Below are 16,053 nucleotides of genomic sequence, written 5' to 3' on the forward strand. Positions count from 1 at the left end.
TAGTCATTAGTTAATGACTCTTGATTAAAGATTGCCGAAGCCTTTTTTCTTTTTATCTTTGGTTTTTTTCTTTTTCGTGCCTGTGGCGTCACCACCATAACCTCGCCATCCTGGGGCAGGAGGACGATTACCTGCACCTGCGAAGGCGTTGCCCATACCGCCACCGCCGAACATCCCCGGCATTCCAGGGAAGCCACCTTGACCCATTTGCTGCATGAGCGATCGCATTTTTTGGAAATCACCCACCAGTTTAGTTACATCTGATTCTCTATAGCCGGAGCCAGAAGCAATCCGTCGCCGCCGACTGGGTGAACTAGCTAATAAATCGGGGTCGTGGCGTTCTTGGCGAGTCATGGAGTTAATCATCGCCTCACACCGCTTCAGTTGGGTTTCTCCCTGCTTGAGTTGATCGTCTGAGAGCTTGTTCATCCCTGGAATCATCTTGATCAAGCCTCCCAGAGAACCCATGTTCTTCAGCATCCGCAACTGCTTGAGAAAGTCAGTAAAGTCAAACTTCGCTGACAGGATTTTCTCCTGCATTTTCTCAGCATCTGCTAAATCAAACTCTTCCTGAGCTTTTTCTACCAGGGTGAGGACATCGCCCATTCCCAGAATCCGCGATGCCATGCGATCGGGATAAAACGGTTGTAGTGCCTCGACTTTCTCACCCACGCCCACAAACTTAATCGGCGCTCCCGAAATCTTTCGCACGGAAAGCGCTGCGCCACCACGGCTATCACCATCCAGCTTGGTGAGAATCGCCCCTGTAATTCCTATCTGCTCATGGAAGGTACGGGTAAGATTAGCTGCCTCTTGACCAGTCATCGCGTCCACCACCAACAGAGTTTCATCGGGTTGGACAGTTGCTTTGATCCGGGCTAATTCCGCCATCATTTCTTCGTCAATTTGCAGGCGTCCAGCAGTATCAATAATTACTGTGTTTACACCTTCTGCCCTGCCGCGTTCTACACCCTGTCGAGCAATTTCTACTGGGTCTGCGTCGCTTCCTAGTTCAAATACTGGTACGTCAATTTGCTTACCTAACGTCACCAACTGGTCGATCGCTGCTGGGCGATATACGTCTGTCGCCACCAACAAACAGCTCCGATCTAATTTACGGAGATGTAAGGCTAACTTAGCGGTAGCTGTGGTTTTACCAGTACCTTGCAACCCAGCCATTAGCACGATGGTAGGCTGTTCCTGGGCTTCTGCTATGGGAACATTTTCTTCTCCCATCACCTGCACCAGTTCATCGTGAACAATTTTGATAAACTGTTGGTCAGGTCGCACGCCGGTAATCACCTCGGCTCCCTGTGCTTTGGCTTCGACTTCGCTAATAAAATCTTTGACTACCTGGAGATTGACATCTGCTTCCAACAAGGCGCGGCGCACTTCGCGCAATGCATCTTGAATGTTGGATTGAGAAATTTTGTCCTGTCCTCGCAGTTTCTTCCAGGCGGATTCTAAACGGTCAGATAGAGCATCAAACATAATGTAATTACAGGTAGTTCGCCAATGGGGAATTTTGAACCGCCGATGAGTGCGATTCGGAATTCCCGCTAAAGTTTAAACGTGCTATTTACCAGCTTAGTATTTTTCACCGCGACTGTAGCAACCTGATACCTACCTTTATTGAATATGAAAGAAGATTGAGCTTAAAGTACAGTGAAGGTAAGAATGGCTATTGTACAGCGAGAACCTACATCACATATTGCTATGACTAGCAACACACTGCTTCAACCTACAGAAATCATCCACTTATCGGGTATTAGTTGGCAAACCTATGAAAACTTGCTAACTGAACTGAGTAATAGTCGCCGCCTTCGGCTCACATACAATCGAGGTACTTTAGAAATCATGGTTCCCTCACCTGAACATGAACGATACAAAGAAATGGTGGGTCGATTTGTCGAAACTCTAGCAGAAGAACTAGAAGTTTGAATTGACTGTCTTGGTTCTACTACTTTTAAACGTCCGTAACTGAGTGGTGCAGAATTAGACAAATGCTTTTACATTGAAAATATTAATGTAATAAAAGGCAAAAAAAGAATAGATTTAACACAATATCCACCACCAGATTTGGTAGTAGAAATTGATATTACTAGCAGTTATCAAAATCGCTTTGAAGTCTATGCTGATATGGGAGTGCCTGAAATCTGGCGAGATGATGGCAATTGTTTTAGGATTAACGTTTTACAAAATCAGAAATGCTAACGTCTAGTAAAATTTGGCGACAACAGAGTATTTTACGTTGCTAATGAAAAACAGTTGAAAGTAGTCATGGTTTTGAGAGTTGTTGTTGGTAAAAGCGGACAACTTTTTGCACATAGTCAGCAGTGAAACCTTTGTCACAACCTGTATAGTTACCAGTCATCCACCAACAAGCTGCGCCACGCACAGATGCAATTTCATTATTGTTGGTAGCGCGAAATTGATTGCTTAACTCACGGCGCGTAATACAGGATACAACTTGGCGGGCGATCGCAGGGCTGTTTTCAAACTGCGTCGGTGTTAGTTCTCGTTTGAGACAAGTTTTTGACCAGCCTTTGAGGGTTTCTGGTTTAACTTGCCATTCGCTGTAAAGTCCATCGTTGGGATTTTTTGTCTGCGGTGCAGCCTGTCGCAACGCCTCTACCATCGCCGCAACTTGGGTATCAGAAATCGGCTGCTGTGCTTGAGCTAATAATGGCAATAGTCCGAAGGTGACAATAACTCCATTGAGTAGTAATCCTATAGGGTTTTTGATCATGAATTTGGAATTATTTTAGATATCACGAAGTAGAATACTATGTCTTCACGATACCAAAGTGTTGTCGCTCTTGAATTCGTCAAAACTCCACTGAGAGCGATCCTACAACTGTAAACGGTTCACCAGGGGTAATAGAGGTTCTATTCTGGCCAACATCAATGTAGTTAACATTAAAAAGATTATTGAAGTTGAGGCCAAGCTTCCAGCTATTTCGCCGATAAAAAATGCTGGCATCAGTACGCAAGTAGCTAGATATTTTAAAGTCATTAGCCAGATCCCCCTGGCGATCGCCAACGTAAAACAAACCTAAACCAAAGCCTAACCCTTTCCAATTCCCTGTTTGAAGTTCATAGGTTGTCCATAGAGAAGCAGCGTTATAGGGTACGCTGGCAAGCTGGTTTCCTTGTTGCCCATCGTTACTTTGTGTGATTTTGGCATCGGTGTAGGCGTAAGAAGCAATGACATTCCAGCCTGGAAGAATTTCCCCGGCAATATCCAACTCAATGCCTCGACTTCTCACCTCTCCAATCGGGATGACAAATCCTGTGCTTTCAGGATAGTTTGGATCTGGTGTTGCGACATTGCTCTTGGTAATTTCGTATGCTGCTAGGGTTGCTGTCAAAGAGTTATTCAAAAATTCACCTTTTATACCTGCCTCATATTGAGTATCGCGTTGTGGTTCGAGCAGTGAACCATCTGCCCGATTTCCTGAGTTAGGTTGGAATGATTGACTGAAGCTGGCATAGAGGGAAATTGGTTGAATCGGTTGGTAGACGATACCAACCCGTGGCGTAAAGGCATCATCTTGCTGCTCTGAAGTAGACTTTTGATCGACAAGATCGAAGCGTCCTCCCAGCAGCAGTTTTAAGTTGTCAGTGAGCGCCACTTGATCTTGCAAAAAGATGCCGAAAGAATTGGTTTCACTCGATGGGAACGGAAAGACATCTGGAAGCTGATCTCGATTGGGACGAGGAACGGTTCCATAAACGGGGTTAAAGATATTAATATTGAGAGCAGGACCATAGTAAAGATCGGCATCAAATGTTGTCCTAAGCAGATCAACACCAAACAGAAGCGTGTGCTTGACCCAGGCAGTAGAAAACTTCCCAACTAAATCGTTTTGCAGCACATATTCTTTGGAATTAGTATTGCTGTCATTCCAGGTCCTATCTGCTTCCCCAGTCTGCTCGTTCAATGTTCCAATTTCAACATTAAGGTATTTGCCATGACTCGTAGAGAATTGAAACCGACTGCGAAGCTTCCAGTCTTCGCTCAAACCATGTTCCAAACGGTATCCTACCCTATCCTCTGTTAGAGTCCTCCTGTCATCCCGTTCACCTAGAACCCGATCGTAAGGAATATCTGCAACTCCTCTACCAATGGCAACCAATCCCCGATCAAAAGGTCGTTCATCATATACATGTTCAAATTCCAGAGTCAAGTTCGTGCGATCGCCAATCTTCCAACTCAATACAGGTGAGACAAAATAACGTTCACCCTCTTGGTCGAAGTCTCGAAAATCTCCGCCTTTCTGATAAACTGCATTTAACCGATACAACAGTGTACGCTCTGGGTTTAACGGACCTGATATATCTAGGGTCGGTCGAACCAGACCAAAACTTCCTGCTTGCACTCCAAAAGAATAAAAAGGATTTTCGAGTGGTTGTTTGGTAACAAAGTTGATCACACCACCAGGCTCTACATTGCCATATAGTACTGAAGCTGGTCCTTTGAGTACTTCAATCCGTTCTAAATTAGCAGTTTCCACAAGACCCGCGTTACTGTCTCTAAAACCATCACGTAAATTAACGCTTTGATCAAAACCACGAATGGTATATCTGTCGTTACTGCCACCACCTGGTATTGACCGTTGGACACCACTAACGTTACGCAACGCCTCTGAAGCTCGAATGACTTGTTGATCCTTTATCACCTGCTGGGGAACCACTTGAATCGACTGAGGAATATCACGCAGGGGTGTATCGGTTCGGGTGGCAGTGCTGGCATCTGGCACACTGTATCCGTCTTGCTCGCCTGTCACTACCAGCTCAATTGGCTGATCACTGGAAGCCGATGGTTGCTGTGGTTGGGTTTGGTTTGCTGGCTGCTCTGCTTGAGGTGTTGGTTGTGTTTGGGGTGGCTGCTTTGCAGTAGATGCAGCAGTTGTCAACCCGAAAATCAAACCTTCATCACTGTCAAATAACTCGACTGTTGGTGAGCTTGCCTCACCGATGACTGTCACCCGGATAGTATTGGCATCAACATTCGTGACTGTTATTTCAGTAATTCCCGCAAGTGGTTTTTCGGAACGGAATGTAAATGCCTCGCCTGACGGTAAGCGCAGCTGGGCATTAGGAATATTAGCAATAAAACTATTACCAGCACTGCGATTAGTAACTTGTAACTGCTCACCTTTGGTAGTTTGTAAAATAACTTCCACACTTTTAGCGGTGGGATTAGCTTTCACTGCCGTCACTTGCACAACTTCTACTGAGGGCGTGTTTGGCGGTGCAGGCGACTGCACAAGCTGTTGAGCGCTGGCGATCGGATGCTCTATTAAATGACGAATCTTTGAAGTTAGCGTGGATTTTGACTTTTCATTGCTTGATTTAACATCTGCCCATCCTGGTGAAATAGTTACAGCACTCAGACATCCCGTAAAGAGTGCCAGCCACAGATAAACACAATTAAAAAACCGCCAACGCTTCATAACAACTCCCTCCACACCTGCTCACAAAACTTTGCTTATTGACACGCCTTGCAATCCTCCAGCAACACTGGAGGATGACTTCGGTAAAAAATCTGGATTATTGCAATTATTTCTTAGTTCTCAGTGAAATAGAGTGTACAAAAGAGTTGGCAATCAAGTCTACTCAGAAACGGCTTCAGATCCCGAAACGGACTTCTTGCCTATTAAACATTTCCCTGGCGTAATGCCGAACCTGCGTCTGAAGGCAGATGCAAAGTGTCCCAAGTTACAATAACCGACTAGGTTGGCAACCTCAGCAACAGAGAGATTGCCTTGCCGCAATAGTTCCTCTGCCCACTCCATACGCTGATTGGTTATGTAGCTAAATACAGTTGTGCCAAAGAGTTCCTGAAATCCACGTCGCAGAGTGCGATCGCTCACCCCCACCAACTGCGATAATTCCAGCAATGACGGCGGATTATCTATACGGGAGTGCAAAATTTCTCTGGCATGATGAATTCGGGCGATGGTTTCTGCCTTCAGTCGTGGTAATGGTTGCACTCCACCTTGATCCACCAGCATTGGAGTTAACTGCAACCTGATCAGTTCCAGCACTCTCACCTGCAAAAACATCAGCTTGGCGATTCCTTGATAAGGACAGTTAATGATTTGCTCTGCCACAGAGTGGACAGCAGTAGTCTTTTTGGGCTGTAGCATTATCTGCCAATCATCACCTTTCGCCAGTAAGCTGAACTGGGAAGGAATTTCGCCACCTGCTGTCGGAAAAAAGGTTCCCAATAGCGAAGGTGGCATGTGAATATCAACGCCCACACTCCGTTGGTGTTTCTGTATCTCCCAAGTCCATGAGCGTTGAACCCCAGCACCAGAGATCAGTGTATCGTCTGTGTTAATTCCTAAAAGCTCTACACAAAATTGCAGAGGATGATTATATTCAGGAACTTTCATCAATACATCATCGTGATATTCAGAGTCACTAATTGAAAGCAACAAATGGGGATACACCTCAATATCTCGCACATATCCTTTGCCTAGAAGTCTTGGCACTTGATAAATAAATTCATTTGATTCTGGGTTTTTCTGGCTGTTCATTTCAGCTTCTGCCCATAGTTTACTGTACTCTTTTGTCGTCAGGGTAATGGTCATGGTTAGTAGTAATAATAATTTTTATTAATAATTATAGTTTAGTATGGCGTTAGCGGAGCTTACGGTCGGTATCGCTTATGGCAGTTTTCAGTCACCACATAAGACACGCGACGCCGAATAGCCAGCCGTAGGCATCGCCCAAATTTTTTCGTCACTCATTCTTAATAGCTGGCGATCGCATCCGACATACCTTAGTTAGTACTCCAAAAAGGTGATGTCTACGACGGGCGTAGCTGCGGCACCTGATATACCCTAGTTATGGATCTGGCTGTTAGCTGCTTATAGCTTAATTAATTACAGTCATTCCAAGCGGAGCGTACTCCTTCCCTACGAGACGCTACACGAACAAAGAAGCAAGCTACGCGGTAGTGTCTCCAAGAGTTGCAATCCCAGCCGCAAGCGAATTGCTTCATTTCGCTACCCGTCTTTGTCAAAAGACGGGTAGCGAACGAGTTCTCCAAAGGAGGACGCTGCATACCCTACGGGAAGGCTGCGCCAACGCAATGACATTGTGTAATTAATTATGTTTGCCTACTTATTTTTTAACAACTCACTAAATCTTCCACAGCACTGGCACTATTTGGTAATGCGGCTGTTAAAACTTCGCTCCCTACTTCAGTAACTAATACATCATCTTCGATGCGGATTCCGCGGACATCGGCAAATTCAGATAAACGTTGCCAATTCACCACATTCTGATATTTTGAGCGGACATTGGTATCATTTAAAATTGCTGGTACTTGATAAAAACCAGGTTCAATTGTGACTAACATTCCTGGACGCAAAGGACGATTTAAACGCAGGTAGCCTAAGCCAAAGCGATCGCTTCTTTCACGCCCTTCTTCATACCCTGCTAAATCGCCCAAATCTTCCATATCATGAACATCTAAACCCAGTATATGACCGACTCCATGAGGGAAAAACAGTGCGTGGGCATCCATTTCTACTAAATCTTGGGGATTTCCTTGTAAAATGCCTAACCCTACTAAACCTTCAGCGATAACTGTGGCAGCTAGCAAATGAATATCTCCATACTCTACACCAGGGTGTATTTTGGCAATGCAAGCATCATGGGCTGCTAGTACGACATTATAAATATCTCTCTGGGTGGATGAAAACTTCCCGGAAACTGGCCACGTGCGAGTGACATCACCTGCCCAACCCATCTCAGTTTCAGCGCCAACATCGGCAAGCAATAAGTCACCTGGTTGTAAAGGGTAGTGATAGTGTTCGTTATGCAAAACTTCACCGTGAACTGTAACAATACTGTTGTAGGAAGTGGTCATATTGTGGGCAATAATTACTCCTTCCATCGCTGCCCGAACTTCTGCTTCCAGCTTCGCTTTTGGTGTTGCTGCCATACCAACTTTGTGCGCCTCAACGGTGACAGCTGCCGCTTTTCGCAACTGGGTTAATGCAGCATCATCATGAGTTAGGCGCAGAGAAACGATCGCCTTAGCTAACTCCAAGTCAATTCCTTGGGGAGGACTTTGTGGTAAAACCCATCTATTTAATAGCTGCGATTGTTGCGTCCAAGTAGCTGCATCTTGTACAGCAAGTGTGGCAGCATCTTCTACCCAAGATTCTAATTCTGCCATTGGCCTTGCCACATCCGCCCCAATCTTCTGGGCTATTTCCTCGCGCGTTGGCGTTTCTCCATGCCAAAGGGCGCTGCTGGGTGATGGATCGTCGATGAATAGTTCTAGCTTACCCGCTTCTAGACGAATTGCCGCCTTTGATAATGGCAGTCCGGCAAAGTAGAGGAAATGACTGCTAGCGCGAAACGGAAGAAGATTTGCTGGAAAGTTACGCGGACTGTTGCTACCTGACCACAGAATTACTGGAAAATCAATGAGGTTGGCTAGTTGTTGGCGTCGCAGACGTAAAGTATCCACGAGGGAAGTAGAAGTTTGTTGGATAAGCATAAATGGAAACTCAAGGTTATAGTTTTGTCTTTATTTAGTCGTTATCTTCTTTATCGTCATCGTCTTTATCATTCTTGCGATGTTTGTCATCGTCATTTTTGTCCTTCTGGTTAGTTTGGTTAGGCTGTTGGGTAGGTTGTAGGACTGATTTTTGTTGCTCAGTTGGAGCAGATGGCCGCGGTACCTCAACAACACAACTAACTAATCCTCCAGAAATTAGCGTTAAGTTGACAGCAGCAAAGATGCTTCTGAAGATTTTTATCCTCATGTTTTCGTTTTGCTTGAACATTGACCCCAGTTTTTGGAGATTGTATTCCTAATTTATAAGGTACTGTATCAGGACTTACGCAAAATCATGATAAAACGAACCGCAAAGGAGAGGCAGCGCGTTGCGGGGGTTCCCCCCGTTGTAGCGACTGCCGTCGCAAAGGACACAAAGGAATAAGAGTTTCAGAGAGTTCTTGCCTAAGTCCTGTGTATATGGGGGTTCTGATTTGGATGTAACACGCGCTTTGGTAGCACGGTGCTAACCTACGAACGATTAGCCGTCTGAGAATAATCGTAACGCTCGGCATAAATCTTTAACGCACTCCTGAGAAATATATTGCTGTCTAACTTTTAAAGCGACTCTAATGAGACAAATCATTACTCAGGTTGATGCTTTCACCAGTACACCTTTCGCAGGGAATCCTGCTGCTGTCTGTGTTTTGCCTACTCCCCAAGACAAACGCTGGATGCAGAACGTAGCGCAGGAGATGAATTTATCTGAGACGGCTTTTTTAGTTAGACAGGATGATGGCTTCACTCTGCGTTGGTTTACGCCCACGGTGGAAGTACCGCTTTGTGGTCACGCAACCTTAGCTAGTGCCCATGTACTTTGGTCAGAGGGACATTTGTCACCGAATGAAGCTGCGCGTTTCTACACCAAAAGCGGAGTGCTGATTGCAAAGTTGCAAGGTGAGTGGATTGAGTTAGATTTTCCTGTGAATCACTCACAAGAAACGATCGCTCCTCCAGAACTCAGGGAGGCTTTGGGTGTACCATACAAATCTGTCTTGCAGAATTCACTAGGTTATTTAGTGGAATTGGAATCGGAAGACTTGGTGCGGCAAATGCAGCCTAATTTTCAATTACTAAAAACGTTGCCTGTTTCTGATGTTATAGTCACCAGCATTGCTTCTTTAGATTTAGATTATGATTTCGTCTCTCGCTTCTTTGCACCAGGAGTAGGTATTAATGAAGACCCCGTTACTGGGGCTGCCCATTGTTGTCTCGCTGCGTTTTGGCGCGATCGCTTGCACAAAGATGAGTTATTGGCTTATCAGGCATCCAGTCGCGGTGGGGTAGTGAAAGTACGCTATACAGGAGGCGATCGCGTTTTTCTTGCCGGACAAGCTGTAACTGTTATGCGAGGTGAGTTAATTACTGCATAAACCTAATATTACAAATCAATTGCATCCGGCAAAAACTCAGCATCGAGAACTTGGGGAATGGGATAAGGACATTTCACTGGAAACGTATCTATTGGTAGTTCAGTTTCATTACTAGCAGCTTTCAATCCGCGATGGTAACATTGGGCTAAAATTTCTTCTGGATAGGACTTGAGGCTGGGACTCTCTTGTAACAAATCTGTAATCCGGTTGCGTTGTTCATTAATCGTATTTTGCCAGGAGCCACTCCGCAAACTAGACTGATATTGCCACATGAGCAAATGCTGTAATAATACTTCCAAGCGGCTTTTTAATTCCCGCCGATCTGACCGTCCCAAGTTTTCAATCTCCTCAATCACAGCGTCCCAGTCTACCTGTTCAAATTGTCCAGCCCGAATGAGTTGTAGAGTCTGTTCTGTCCATGCTACAAAGTCTATTTCATACAACTGGGCTGCGCTTTTCGGAATCGGGGTCATGAGCTTGCTGCAATCCACGATCAACGAACTAAATTTGAAATCTTTTACACCCATCTTAACGTTAGGGGGCGAAGCGATCGCGTCTTTCTCGCCGCAGCCGTAACTGTTATGCGAGATGAGTTAATTACCGCTTCATTTTAATAAGCTAACATGGTGAAATGTTATTGTTAGTCGATACAATCGCATTGTTAGTCGATACAATCGCATTGTTAGTCGATACAATCGCATTGTTAGTGAATACAAATGCATTGTCAGTCGATACAATCGCATTGTTAGTGAATACAAATGCATTGTCAGTCGATACAATCGCATTGTCAGTCGATACAATCGCATTGTCAGTCGATACAATCGCATTGTTAGTCAATACAATCGCATTGCAGTAGGTTGCATTTAGATGTGTATTAATGAAACATTCCCGCAGGGTAGCAGCAAAACAATGCCAAAATTGAAAAGCTCAGATTCCCGACTTTTAAGAGAAGTCGGGAATCTTGTTTCTGCGCGTTTGATTTAGGACTGCTATATATACGATTAAGTTTTTTTCATTTGTCACAATATTAAAAGAAGCCTATATTTAGTTTTAAAAATGTCTGCTAAAAATACAAATAGTCGAAATCTGCTCATATCTGGTGACTGGCCAATCGAGCAATTACCTGGACTGAGCCACGAAGAACAATCTCAACTGCAAAATTATGGGATTACTAGCACAGTAGCGCTAGTCAAACAAGGCAAGACTCTAGAGGCACGGCTGGCGTTAGCAAATAAACTACAGATTCATCTTCAGTATGTAAATAAATGGATGGCTTTAGCTGACTTGGCGCGTATTCCCAGTGTAGGCGTACAATATTGTGGTTTATTGCTCCATGCAGGTATTGGTTCTGTAGCACAGTTGGCTCAGACTCCGACTCACAGATTGCACCAACAAATTATGCGTTTGCAAGTAGCAACAATGCAACGACGAGATTTGTGTCCAGCGATTGAGCTAGTACAACAGTGGAGTCAGCAAGCGAAAGCAATCATTAGTTAGGAATGAGGAGTTAAAATTCATAATTCATAATTTATGATTCTTCACTCTTTGGCTAAAACACCATTAAGGAAGATATCAGCGAGTCCTTCTGCCATTTCCTGCATTTGTTGGGGGGAAGCATCAGGTTCTATGAGGGTGTTGTTAGAAAAACCTGCGATCGCAAACATTCCCAAGAAAACTTTAGCAACCAGCTTGGCATCCATTTGGCGATAAATGCCTTTGTCCATCGCTGTTTGAAAGAACGCTTCGCCGACATCGGTCATTTTAGTAATCACTTCTAATTGGATGCGATCGCGCAAATCGGGGTGAAACTGCACCTCCATAAAACAAACGCGCATCAAATCGGCATTTTTTTGGAAATTCCACATCCGGCGACGCATCACTTGAGCTACGGCTTTATAGCTGCCCATCTCACTCAATTCTGTCAGCAAATCTGTAAGAATCTCTACCCAGCCACTCGTAGCTACTTCCACCAAAATTGCCTTTTTATTGGGAAAATGACGAAATAGAGTACCTTCAGCTACACCTGCCGCCTGTGCTAAATCACGGGTGGTAGTGCCGTCAAATCCCTGAGCGGCGAACAATCGTTGTGCTGCCTGTAAAATCCGGGTGCGCGTCTGAGCCTCTGAGGGTGGGGAAGAATTAAAAACTCGCATAACAGTTATGGTGAGATTTGCAGAACAAAATTTGTAGCATTATTGTCTAACATCAAGTAAAAAAGCCACTGAAAGCTTAATACAAGATTAACGTCCTTTTGCTAAGTACCCTGTTTCTTAGGTAGTGTAACTTTATCTTAATTTTCGCTTATGAACCAGATCAGTCGGTCAATTTTAGATTTTAGATTGGGGACTTTCCTGCGAAACGCTACGCGTAGCTTGCAACTCCAGCGGAGTACGACTTCTCTACCAGACGCGCCAGGGACGCTCAGGAACCATCGAACGATTTTGGATTGGTTAGATAAAGTATCTGTCAGATTGCGGTGGTTGTTTGTCACTTTGTTGGCTTTGATCGTCCTTTGGTGGGGATTACTGCCAGAAATTGCTCTGGCTCAAACTCAAACGGTACTTCCTCAAGCAGCCAAAACTCAAACCCCACCGATTCAAAGTTCGATCCAACCTTATCTGGATCGAGTGATTAAGCAGTTAACGGAGTTTCGCCTCGACAATGGTCTAAAATTTATTGTCTTGGAACGACATCAAGCGCCCGTGGTTTCCTTTCTTACCTATGCCAATGTCGGTGGTGTGGATGAGTCAGATGGTAAAACTGGCGTAGCTCACTTTCTTGAGCATTTGGCATTCAAAGGCACAACGCGCATTGGCACACAAGACTACAAAGCAGAAAAACCCCTACTAGAGCGCTTGCAGCAGTTAGATACTCAAATTAAAACAGCGAAAGCTGAGGGCAAAAAAGATGAAGTTGCTCGGTTAGAAACTGAGTTTAAGCAAGTAGAATCACAAGCAGGTAAGCTAGTCAAGCAAAACGAACTAGGGCAAATTGTGGAACAAGCGGGAGGCGTGGGTTTAAATGCCAATACTTCTACTGAAGCCACCCGTTATTTTTACAGTTTTCCTGCCAATAAGCTGGAACTTTGGATGTCGCTGGAATCGGAACGATTTCTCGATCCTGTAATTCGTCGTGAGTTTTATAAAGAGAAAGATGTAATTTTAGAAGAACGCCGGATGCGGGTGGAGAATTCACCCATTGGACTGATGGTGGAAAAGTTTATTGATACTGCTTACAAAGTTCATCCTTACAGGCGTCCAGTGATTGGTTATGACGAAGATATCCGCAATCTGACACCAGAAGATGTTCAGAATTTTTTTGATACTCACTATGTACCAAGTAATTTAGCGATCGCCATTGTCGGAGATGTTAAGCCGGCTGAGGTGAAAAAACTGGCGCAAACTTATTTTGGCCGCTATCAAGCAAAAACCAAAGCTGTTGAACAAATCCCGATGGAACCGTCACAACAACAAACACGGGAAGTTACTTTACAGCTACCTTCTCAACCCTGGTATTTAGAAGGTTATCATCGTCCGGCAATTACCCATCCAGATAATGCAGTCTATGAAATCATTGGCAGTTTATTAAGTGATGGACGCACGTCGCGGTTGTATAAGTCTTTGGTAGAAAAGCAGCGTTTGGCGCTAAATGCCCAAGGTTACAGTGGATTTCCTGGAGATAAGTACCCGAACTTGATATTTTTCTATGCTCTCACAGCTCCGGGTCATACAGTTGATGAGTTGGCGGTGGCTTTGCGTCAAGAAATTGACAAATTAAAAACTGAGCCTGTAGAAGCGGCTGATTTAGAACGGGTGAAAACCCAAGCAGGGGCGGGTTTGTTACGTACCCTCGATTCAAATATGGGAATGGCTCAACAATTGTTGGAATATGAGGTAAAAACTGGCTCTTGGCGGAATTTGTTTAAGCAGTTGGATGATATTTCGGCGGTAAAGACGGCTGATATTCAACGGGTGGCAAAGGAGACATTTACGCCGGAAAATCGCTCGATTGGGAAGTTGTTGTCGAAAGAAGCTTAAGAGAAACAAACCGCAAAGGACGCAAAGGGCACAAAGGAAGAAAGATATGCAGAGGTACAAGGTGAAGGGTAAAAGGCAGATAGTGTTAAAGATTCAAAATGGTAAGGGGTTTATTTATGCTTTGGTTGCTGTTTTTGCATGTTTACTTTTAACTTGTAATTTTTCTCTGGCGGCGACGGTACAAGCAAAGCATTATAGTGAGTTGCAGTTGCCACCGCTACCTGAGATTAAGTTACCGAAATATGAGCGGTTTGTTCTCCAAAACGGCTTGGTTGTCTATTTAATGGAGGATCACGAGTTACCGTTGGTGAATGGGACGGCGTTTGTACGGACAGGGAATCGCTTGGAACCACTGGAAAAAGTCGGTTTAGCTGGTTTTACAGGCGCGGTAATGCGAACTGGGGGAACTAAGAAGCATTCGGCTGATGAACTCAACGAGATATTGGAACAACGGGCGGCATCTGTAGAAGTTGGTATTGCTGAAACTTCTGGTAGTGCTAGCTTTGACGCACTCAGTGAAGATTTAGAAACTGTGTTTGGGCTGTTTGCGGAGGTGGTGCGATCACCAGTATTTGCTCAAGAAAAGCTAGACTTAGCTAAGACACAAGCTAAGGGTGGCATTGCCCGTCGCAATGACGATCCAGATGACATTGCTAGTCGAGAATTTAAGAAATTAATCTATGGGAAAAATAGTCCCTATGCTCGCACGATAGAGTATGCAACGGTAGATCAGGTTTCTCGTGAGGATTTGCTCAAGTTTTATCAGCAATATTTCCACCCCAATAATATGATTTTAGGGATTGTGGGGGATTTTAATGCGAAGAAAATGCGATCGCTCGTTCAAGCTAAGTTTGGCGACTGGAACCGCAACCCAGGTATTGCTAAACCCAAATTACCATCGGTTTCGCCAGCTAATACAGGTGGAGTCTTTTTTGTAAATCAGCCACAACTAACACAAAGTAGTGTGCTTATCGGGCATTTAGGCGGACGGTTCGACAATCCCGATTATGCGGCGCTGGATGTATTAAATGGGGTATTAAATGGGTTTGGTGGACGCTTATTTAATGAAGTGCGATCGCGTCAAGGTTTAGCTTACTCTGTCTATGGCCAGTGGAGTCCCCGCTACGACTATCCTGGCATGTTTATTGCTGGTGGACAAACGCGATCGGATGCTACTGTGCAGTTTGTCAAAGCTTTACAAGCTGAAATTAAGCGCATCCAAACTCAAAGAGTAACAGTAAAAGAACTGGCTTTTGCCAAAGAGTCTACACTCAACTCTTTTGTATTCAACTTTCAAGACCCCAACCAGACCTTATCACGGTTGATGCGATACGAATATTACGGCTATCCTGCTGATTTTCTCTTTCGCTATCAAAAAGCCGTCGCCACTACCACCGCCGCTGATGTGCAACGGGTAGCACGAGAATACCTCAAGCCAGAAAGGATTGTAACTCTAGTCGTGGGGAATCAAACCGCCATTCAACCGCCATTGACGCAGCTAGCAGCACAGGTGACACCAATAGATGTAACGATTCCTGGTTCGCAACCACAGGCGAAGAATTAATCAAAAATTGCGAGCAAGAAATTCAGCCTGCTTTTAGATGGCGAATGCGGATCATGAATTTGATCGTGTTTCGTTACTTGAGCATTCTTACTAGGTTTACCACGTCCTTTGTATTGGAAAACTGCAACAGCTTTGATATCAACAAGCTGATCTAAAGGCAACTGACAATTTATGACTTTATGCCATGAGTGCATCTTTTTCACAGGCAAATTGTTATTGGCACAACTGCCTTAGTTGTGATTGAGCTTTGGTCAGTTGCTTTTCTAAACGTTAAAACGTTGTCCACCGGATAACATACCCCCACCTTTGAGTACTTGACTAACTTAGGACTTACGCAAAATATCTCTCAAACTCTGATTTCTCCGTGTCGCGCCAGTTGCTAAGAAAGCGGGAACGCTAAGAGCGAACAAGTCGGGGAACCGCAAGGGCGCACTGGCTTCTCTGCGCCTCTGCGGTAGCCTGCGGCAAGCCGCTTCTCTACGAGAGGCTACG

The 16,053-nt window shown here is 44.6% G+C and carries 15 protein-coding genes; 7 read left to right on the top strand and 8 right to left on the bottom strand.

All coding sequences use genetic code 11. The features are described from left to right. Positions 1-24: 24 nt before the first annotated feature. Complete coding sequence (ffh, locus tag Q0541_RS13510; protein ID WP_298911045.1) at positions 25-1,491, bottom strand: signal recognition particle protein; 1,467 nt, start codon at positions 1,489-1,491, stop codon at positions 25-27. A 186-nt stretch (positions 1,492-1,677) separates the two neighbouring features. On the opposite strand from ffh, the gene Q0541_RS13515 reads away from it, so the two are divergent. Beyond that, the gene (locus Q0541_RS13515) at positions 1,678-1,941 is read left to right on the top strand and encodes a hypothetical protein (RefSeq protein ID WP_298911048.1); all 264 of its coding nucleotides are present in this window, start codon (positions 1,678-1,680) and stop codon (positions 1,939-1,941) included. Positions 1,942-2,013: 72 nt separating this feature from the next. Continuing rightward, entirely contained in the window at positions 2,014-2,214 is a 201-nt protein-coding gene (locus Q0541_RS13520; RefSeq protein WP_298911205.1) for a Uma2 family endonuclease, read from the top strand. Positions 2,215-2,278: 64 nt separating this feature from the next. On the opposite strand, the gene Q0541_RS13525 is transcribed toward Q0541_RS13520, so the two are convergent. From Q0541_RS13525 to Q0541_RS13545, 5 genes are all read right to left on the bottom strand, one after another. Further along, positions 2,279-2,749 (bottom strand): hypothetical protein, encoded by a 471-nt coding sequence (locus Q0541_RS13525; protein ID WP_298911051.1) that lies wholly within the window; start codon positions 2,747-2,749, stop codon positions 2,279-2,281. Between the two features lie 79 nt (positions 2,750-2,828). Then, positions 2,829-5,459 carry a TonB-dependent receptor gene (locus tag Q0541_RS13530; RefSeq protein WP_298911056.1) on the bottom strand — a complete coding sequence of 877 codons (2,631 nt, stop codon included), beginning with the start codon at positions 5,457-5,459 and terminating at the stop codon, positions 2,829-2,831. Between the two features lie 159 nt (positions 5,460-5,618). Further along, positions 5,619-6,548, bottom strand: a complete 930-nt coding sequence (locus tag Q0541_RS13535; protein ID WP_366941869.1) for an AraC family transcriptional regulator — start codon at positions 6,546-6,548, stop codon at positions 5,619-5,621. 596 nt (positions 6,549-7,144) lie between these two features. Next, positions 7,145-8,527, bottom strand: a complete 1,383-nt coding sequence (locus tag Q0541_RS13540; RefSeq protein ID WP_298911061.1) for an aminopeptidase P family protein — start codon at positions 8,525-8,527, stop codon at positions 7,145-7,147. A 34-nt stretch (positions 8,528-8,561) separates the two neighbouring features. Beyond that, complete coding sequence (locus tag Q0541_RS13545; RefSeq protein ID WP_298911064.1) at positions 8,562-8,795, bottom strand: hypothetical protein; 234 nt, start codon at positions 8,793-8,795, stop codon at positions 8,562-8,564. 364 nt (positions 8,796-9,159) lie between these two features. Here Q0541_RS13545 and Q0541_RS13550 point away from each other — a divergent pair, with 364 nt between their 5' ends. After that, positions 9,160-9,960 carry a PhzF family phenazine biosynthesis protein gene (locus Q0541_RS13550; protein WP_298911067.1) on the top strand — a complete coding sequence of 267 codons (801 nt, stop codon included), beginning with the start codon at positions 9,160-9,162 and terminating at the stop codon, positions 9,958-9,960. Between the two features lie 8 nt (positions 9,961-9,968). Here Q0541_RS13550 and Q0541_RS13555 read toward each other — a convergent pair whose 3' ends face one another. Continuing rightward, positions 9,969-10,433, bottom strand: a complete 465-nt coding sequence (locus tag Q0541_RS13555) for a DUF29 domain-containing protein (RefSeq protein WP_298911070.1) — start codon at positions 10,431-10,433, stop codon at positions 9,969-9,971. Positions 10,434-10,597: 164 nt separating this feature from the next. Here Q0541_RS13555 and Q0541_RS13560 point away from each other — a divergent pair, with 164 nt between their 5' ends. Beyond that, entirely contained in the window at positions 10,598-10,816 is a 219-nt protein-coding gene (locus tag Q0541_RS13560) for a hypothetical protein (RefSeq protein WP_298911073.1), read from the top strand. Positions 10,817-11,016: 200 nt separating this feature from the next. Beyond that, positions 11,017-11,457: a DUF4332 domain-containing protein gene (locus tag Q0541_RS13565; RefSeq protein WP_298911076.1), complete on the top strand. Its 441-nt coding sequence runs from the start codon at positions 11,017-11,019 to the stop codon at positions 11,455-11,457. 41 nt (positions 11,458-11,498) lie between these two features. On the opposite strand, the gene Q0541_RS13570 is transcribed toward Q0541_RS13565, so the two are convergent. Beyond that, the gene (locus tag Q0541_RS13570; protein WP_298911079.1) at positions 11,499-12,113 is read right to left on the bottom strand and encodes a TetR/AcrR family transcriptional regulator; all 615 of its coding nucleotides are present in this window, start codon (positions 12,111-12,113) and stop codon (positions 11,499-11,501) included. A gap of 150 nt (positions 12,114-12,263) precedes the next feature. Between Q0541_RS13570 and Q0541_RS13575 the strand changes: the two genes are divergently transcribed. Then, a complete protein-coding gene (locus Q0541_RS13575; protein WP_298911082.1) occupies positions 12,264-13,997 on the top strand; it encodes a pitrilysin family protein in 1,734 nt (577 codons plus the stop codon). 46 nt (positions 13,998-14,043) lie between these two features. Next, positions 14,044-15,561, top strand: coding sequence for a pitrilysin family protein (locus tag Q0541_RS13580; RefSeq protein WP_298911085.1), 1,518 nt, complete (start codon positions 14,044-14,046; stop codon positions 15,559-15,561). Positions 15,562-16,053: the final 492 nt, after the last annotated feature.

Origin of the sequence: uncultured Nostoc sp., assembly GCF_937863485.1 — a bacterium.
GTDB lineage: Bacteria > Cyanobacteriota > Cyanobacteriia > Cyanobacteriales > Nostocaceae > Nostoc.

Bases quoted from the DNA above. Each gene is read 5' to 3' on its own strand.
- ffh (WP_298911045.1), bottom strand. From the start codon at position 1,491: ATGTTTGATGCTCTATCTGACCGTTTAGAATCCGCCTGGAAGAAACTG.
- Q0541_RS13545 (WP_298911064.1), bottom strand. From the start codon at position 8,795: ATGAGGATAAAAATCTTCAGAAGCATCTTTGCTGCTGTCAACTTAACG.
- Q0541_RS13580 (WP_298911085.1), top strand. From the start codon at position 14,044: ATGCAGAGGTACAAGGTGAAGGGTAAAAGGCAGATAGTGTTAAAGATT.
- Q0541_RS13530 (WP_298911056.1), bottom strand. From the start codon at position 5,459: ATGAAGCGTTGGCGGTTTTTTAATTGTGTTTATCTGTGGCTGGCACTC.
- Q0541_RS13550 (WP_298911067.1), top strand. From the start codon at position 9,160: ATGAGACAAATCATTACTCAGGTTGATGCTTTCACCAGTACACCTTTC.
- Q0541_RS13565 (WP_298911076.1), top strand. From the start codon at position 11,017: ATGTCTGCTAAAAATACAAATAGTCGAAATCTGCTCATATCTGGTGAC.
- Q0541_RS13525 (WP_298911051.1), bottom strand. From the start codon at position 2,749: ATGATCAAAAACCCTATAGGATTACTACTCAATGGAGTTATTGTCACC.
- Q0541_RS13535 (WP_366941869.1), bottom strand. From the start codon at position 6,548: ATGAACAGCCAGAAAAACCCAGAATCAAATGAATTTATTTATCAAGTG.
- Q0541_RS13515 (WP_298911048.1), top strand. From the start codon at position 1,678: ATGGCTATTGTACAGCGAGAACCTACATCACATATTGCTATGACTAGC.
- Q0541_RS13540 (WP_298911061.1), bottom strand. From the start codon at position 8,527: ATGCTTATCCAACAAACTTCTACTTCCCTCGTGGATACTTTACGTCTG.
- Q0541_RS13570 (WP_298911079.1), bottom strand. From the start codon at position 12,113: ATGCGAGTTTTTAATTCTTCCCCACCCTCAGAGGCTCAGACGCGCACC.
- Q0541_RS13555 (WP_298911070.1), bottom strand. From the start codon at position 10,433: ATGACCCCGATTCCGAAAAGCGCAGCCCAGTTGTATGAAATAGACTTT.
- Q0541_RS13575 (WP_298911082.1), top strand. From the start codon at position 12,264: ATGAACCAGATCAGTCGGTCAATTTTAGATTTTAGATTGGGGACTTTC.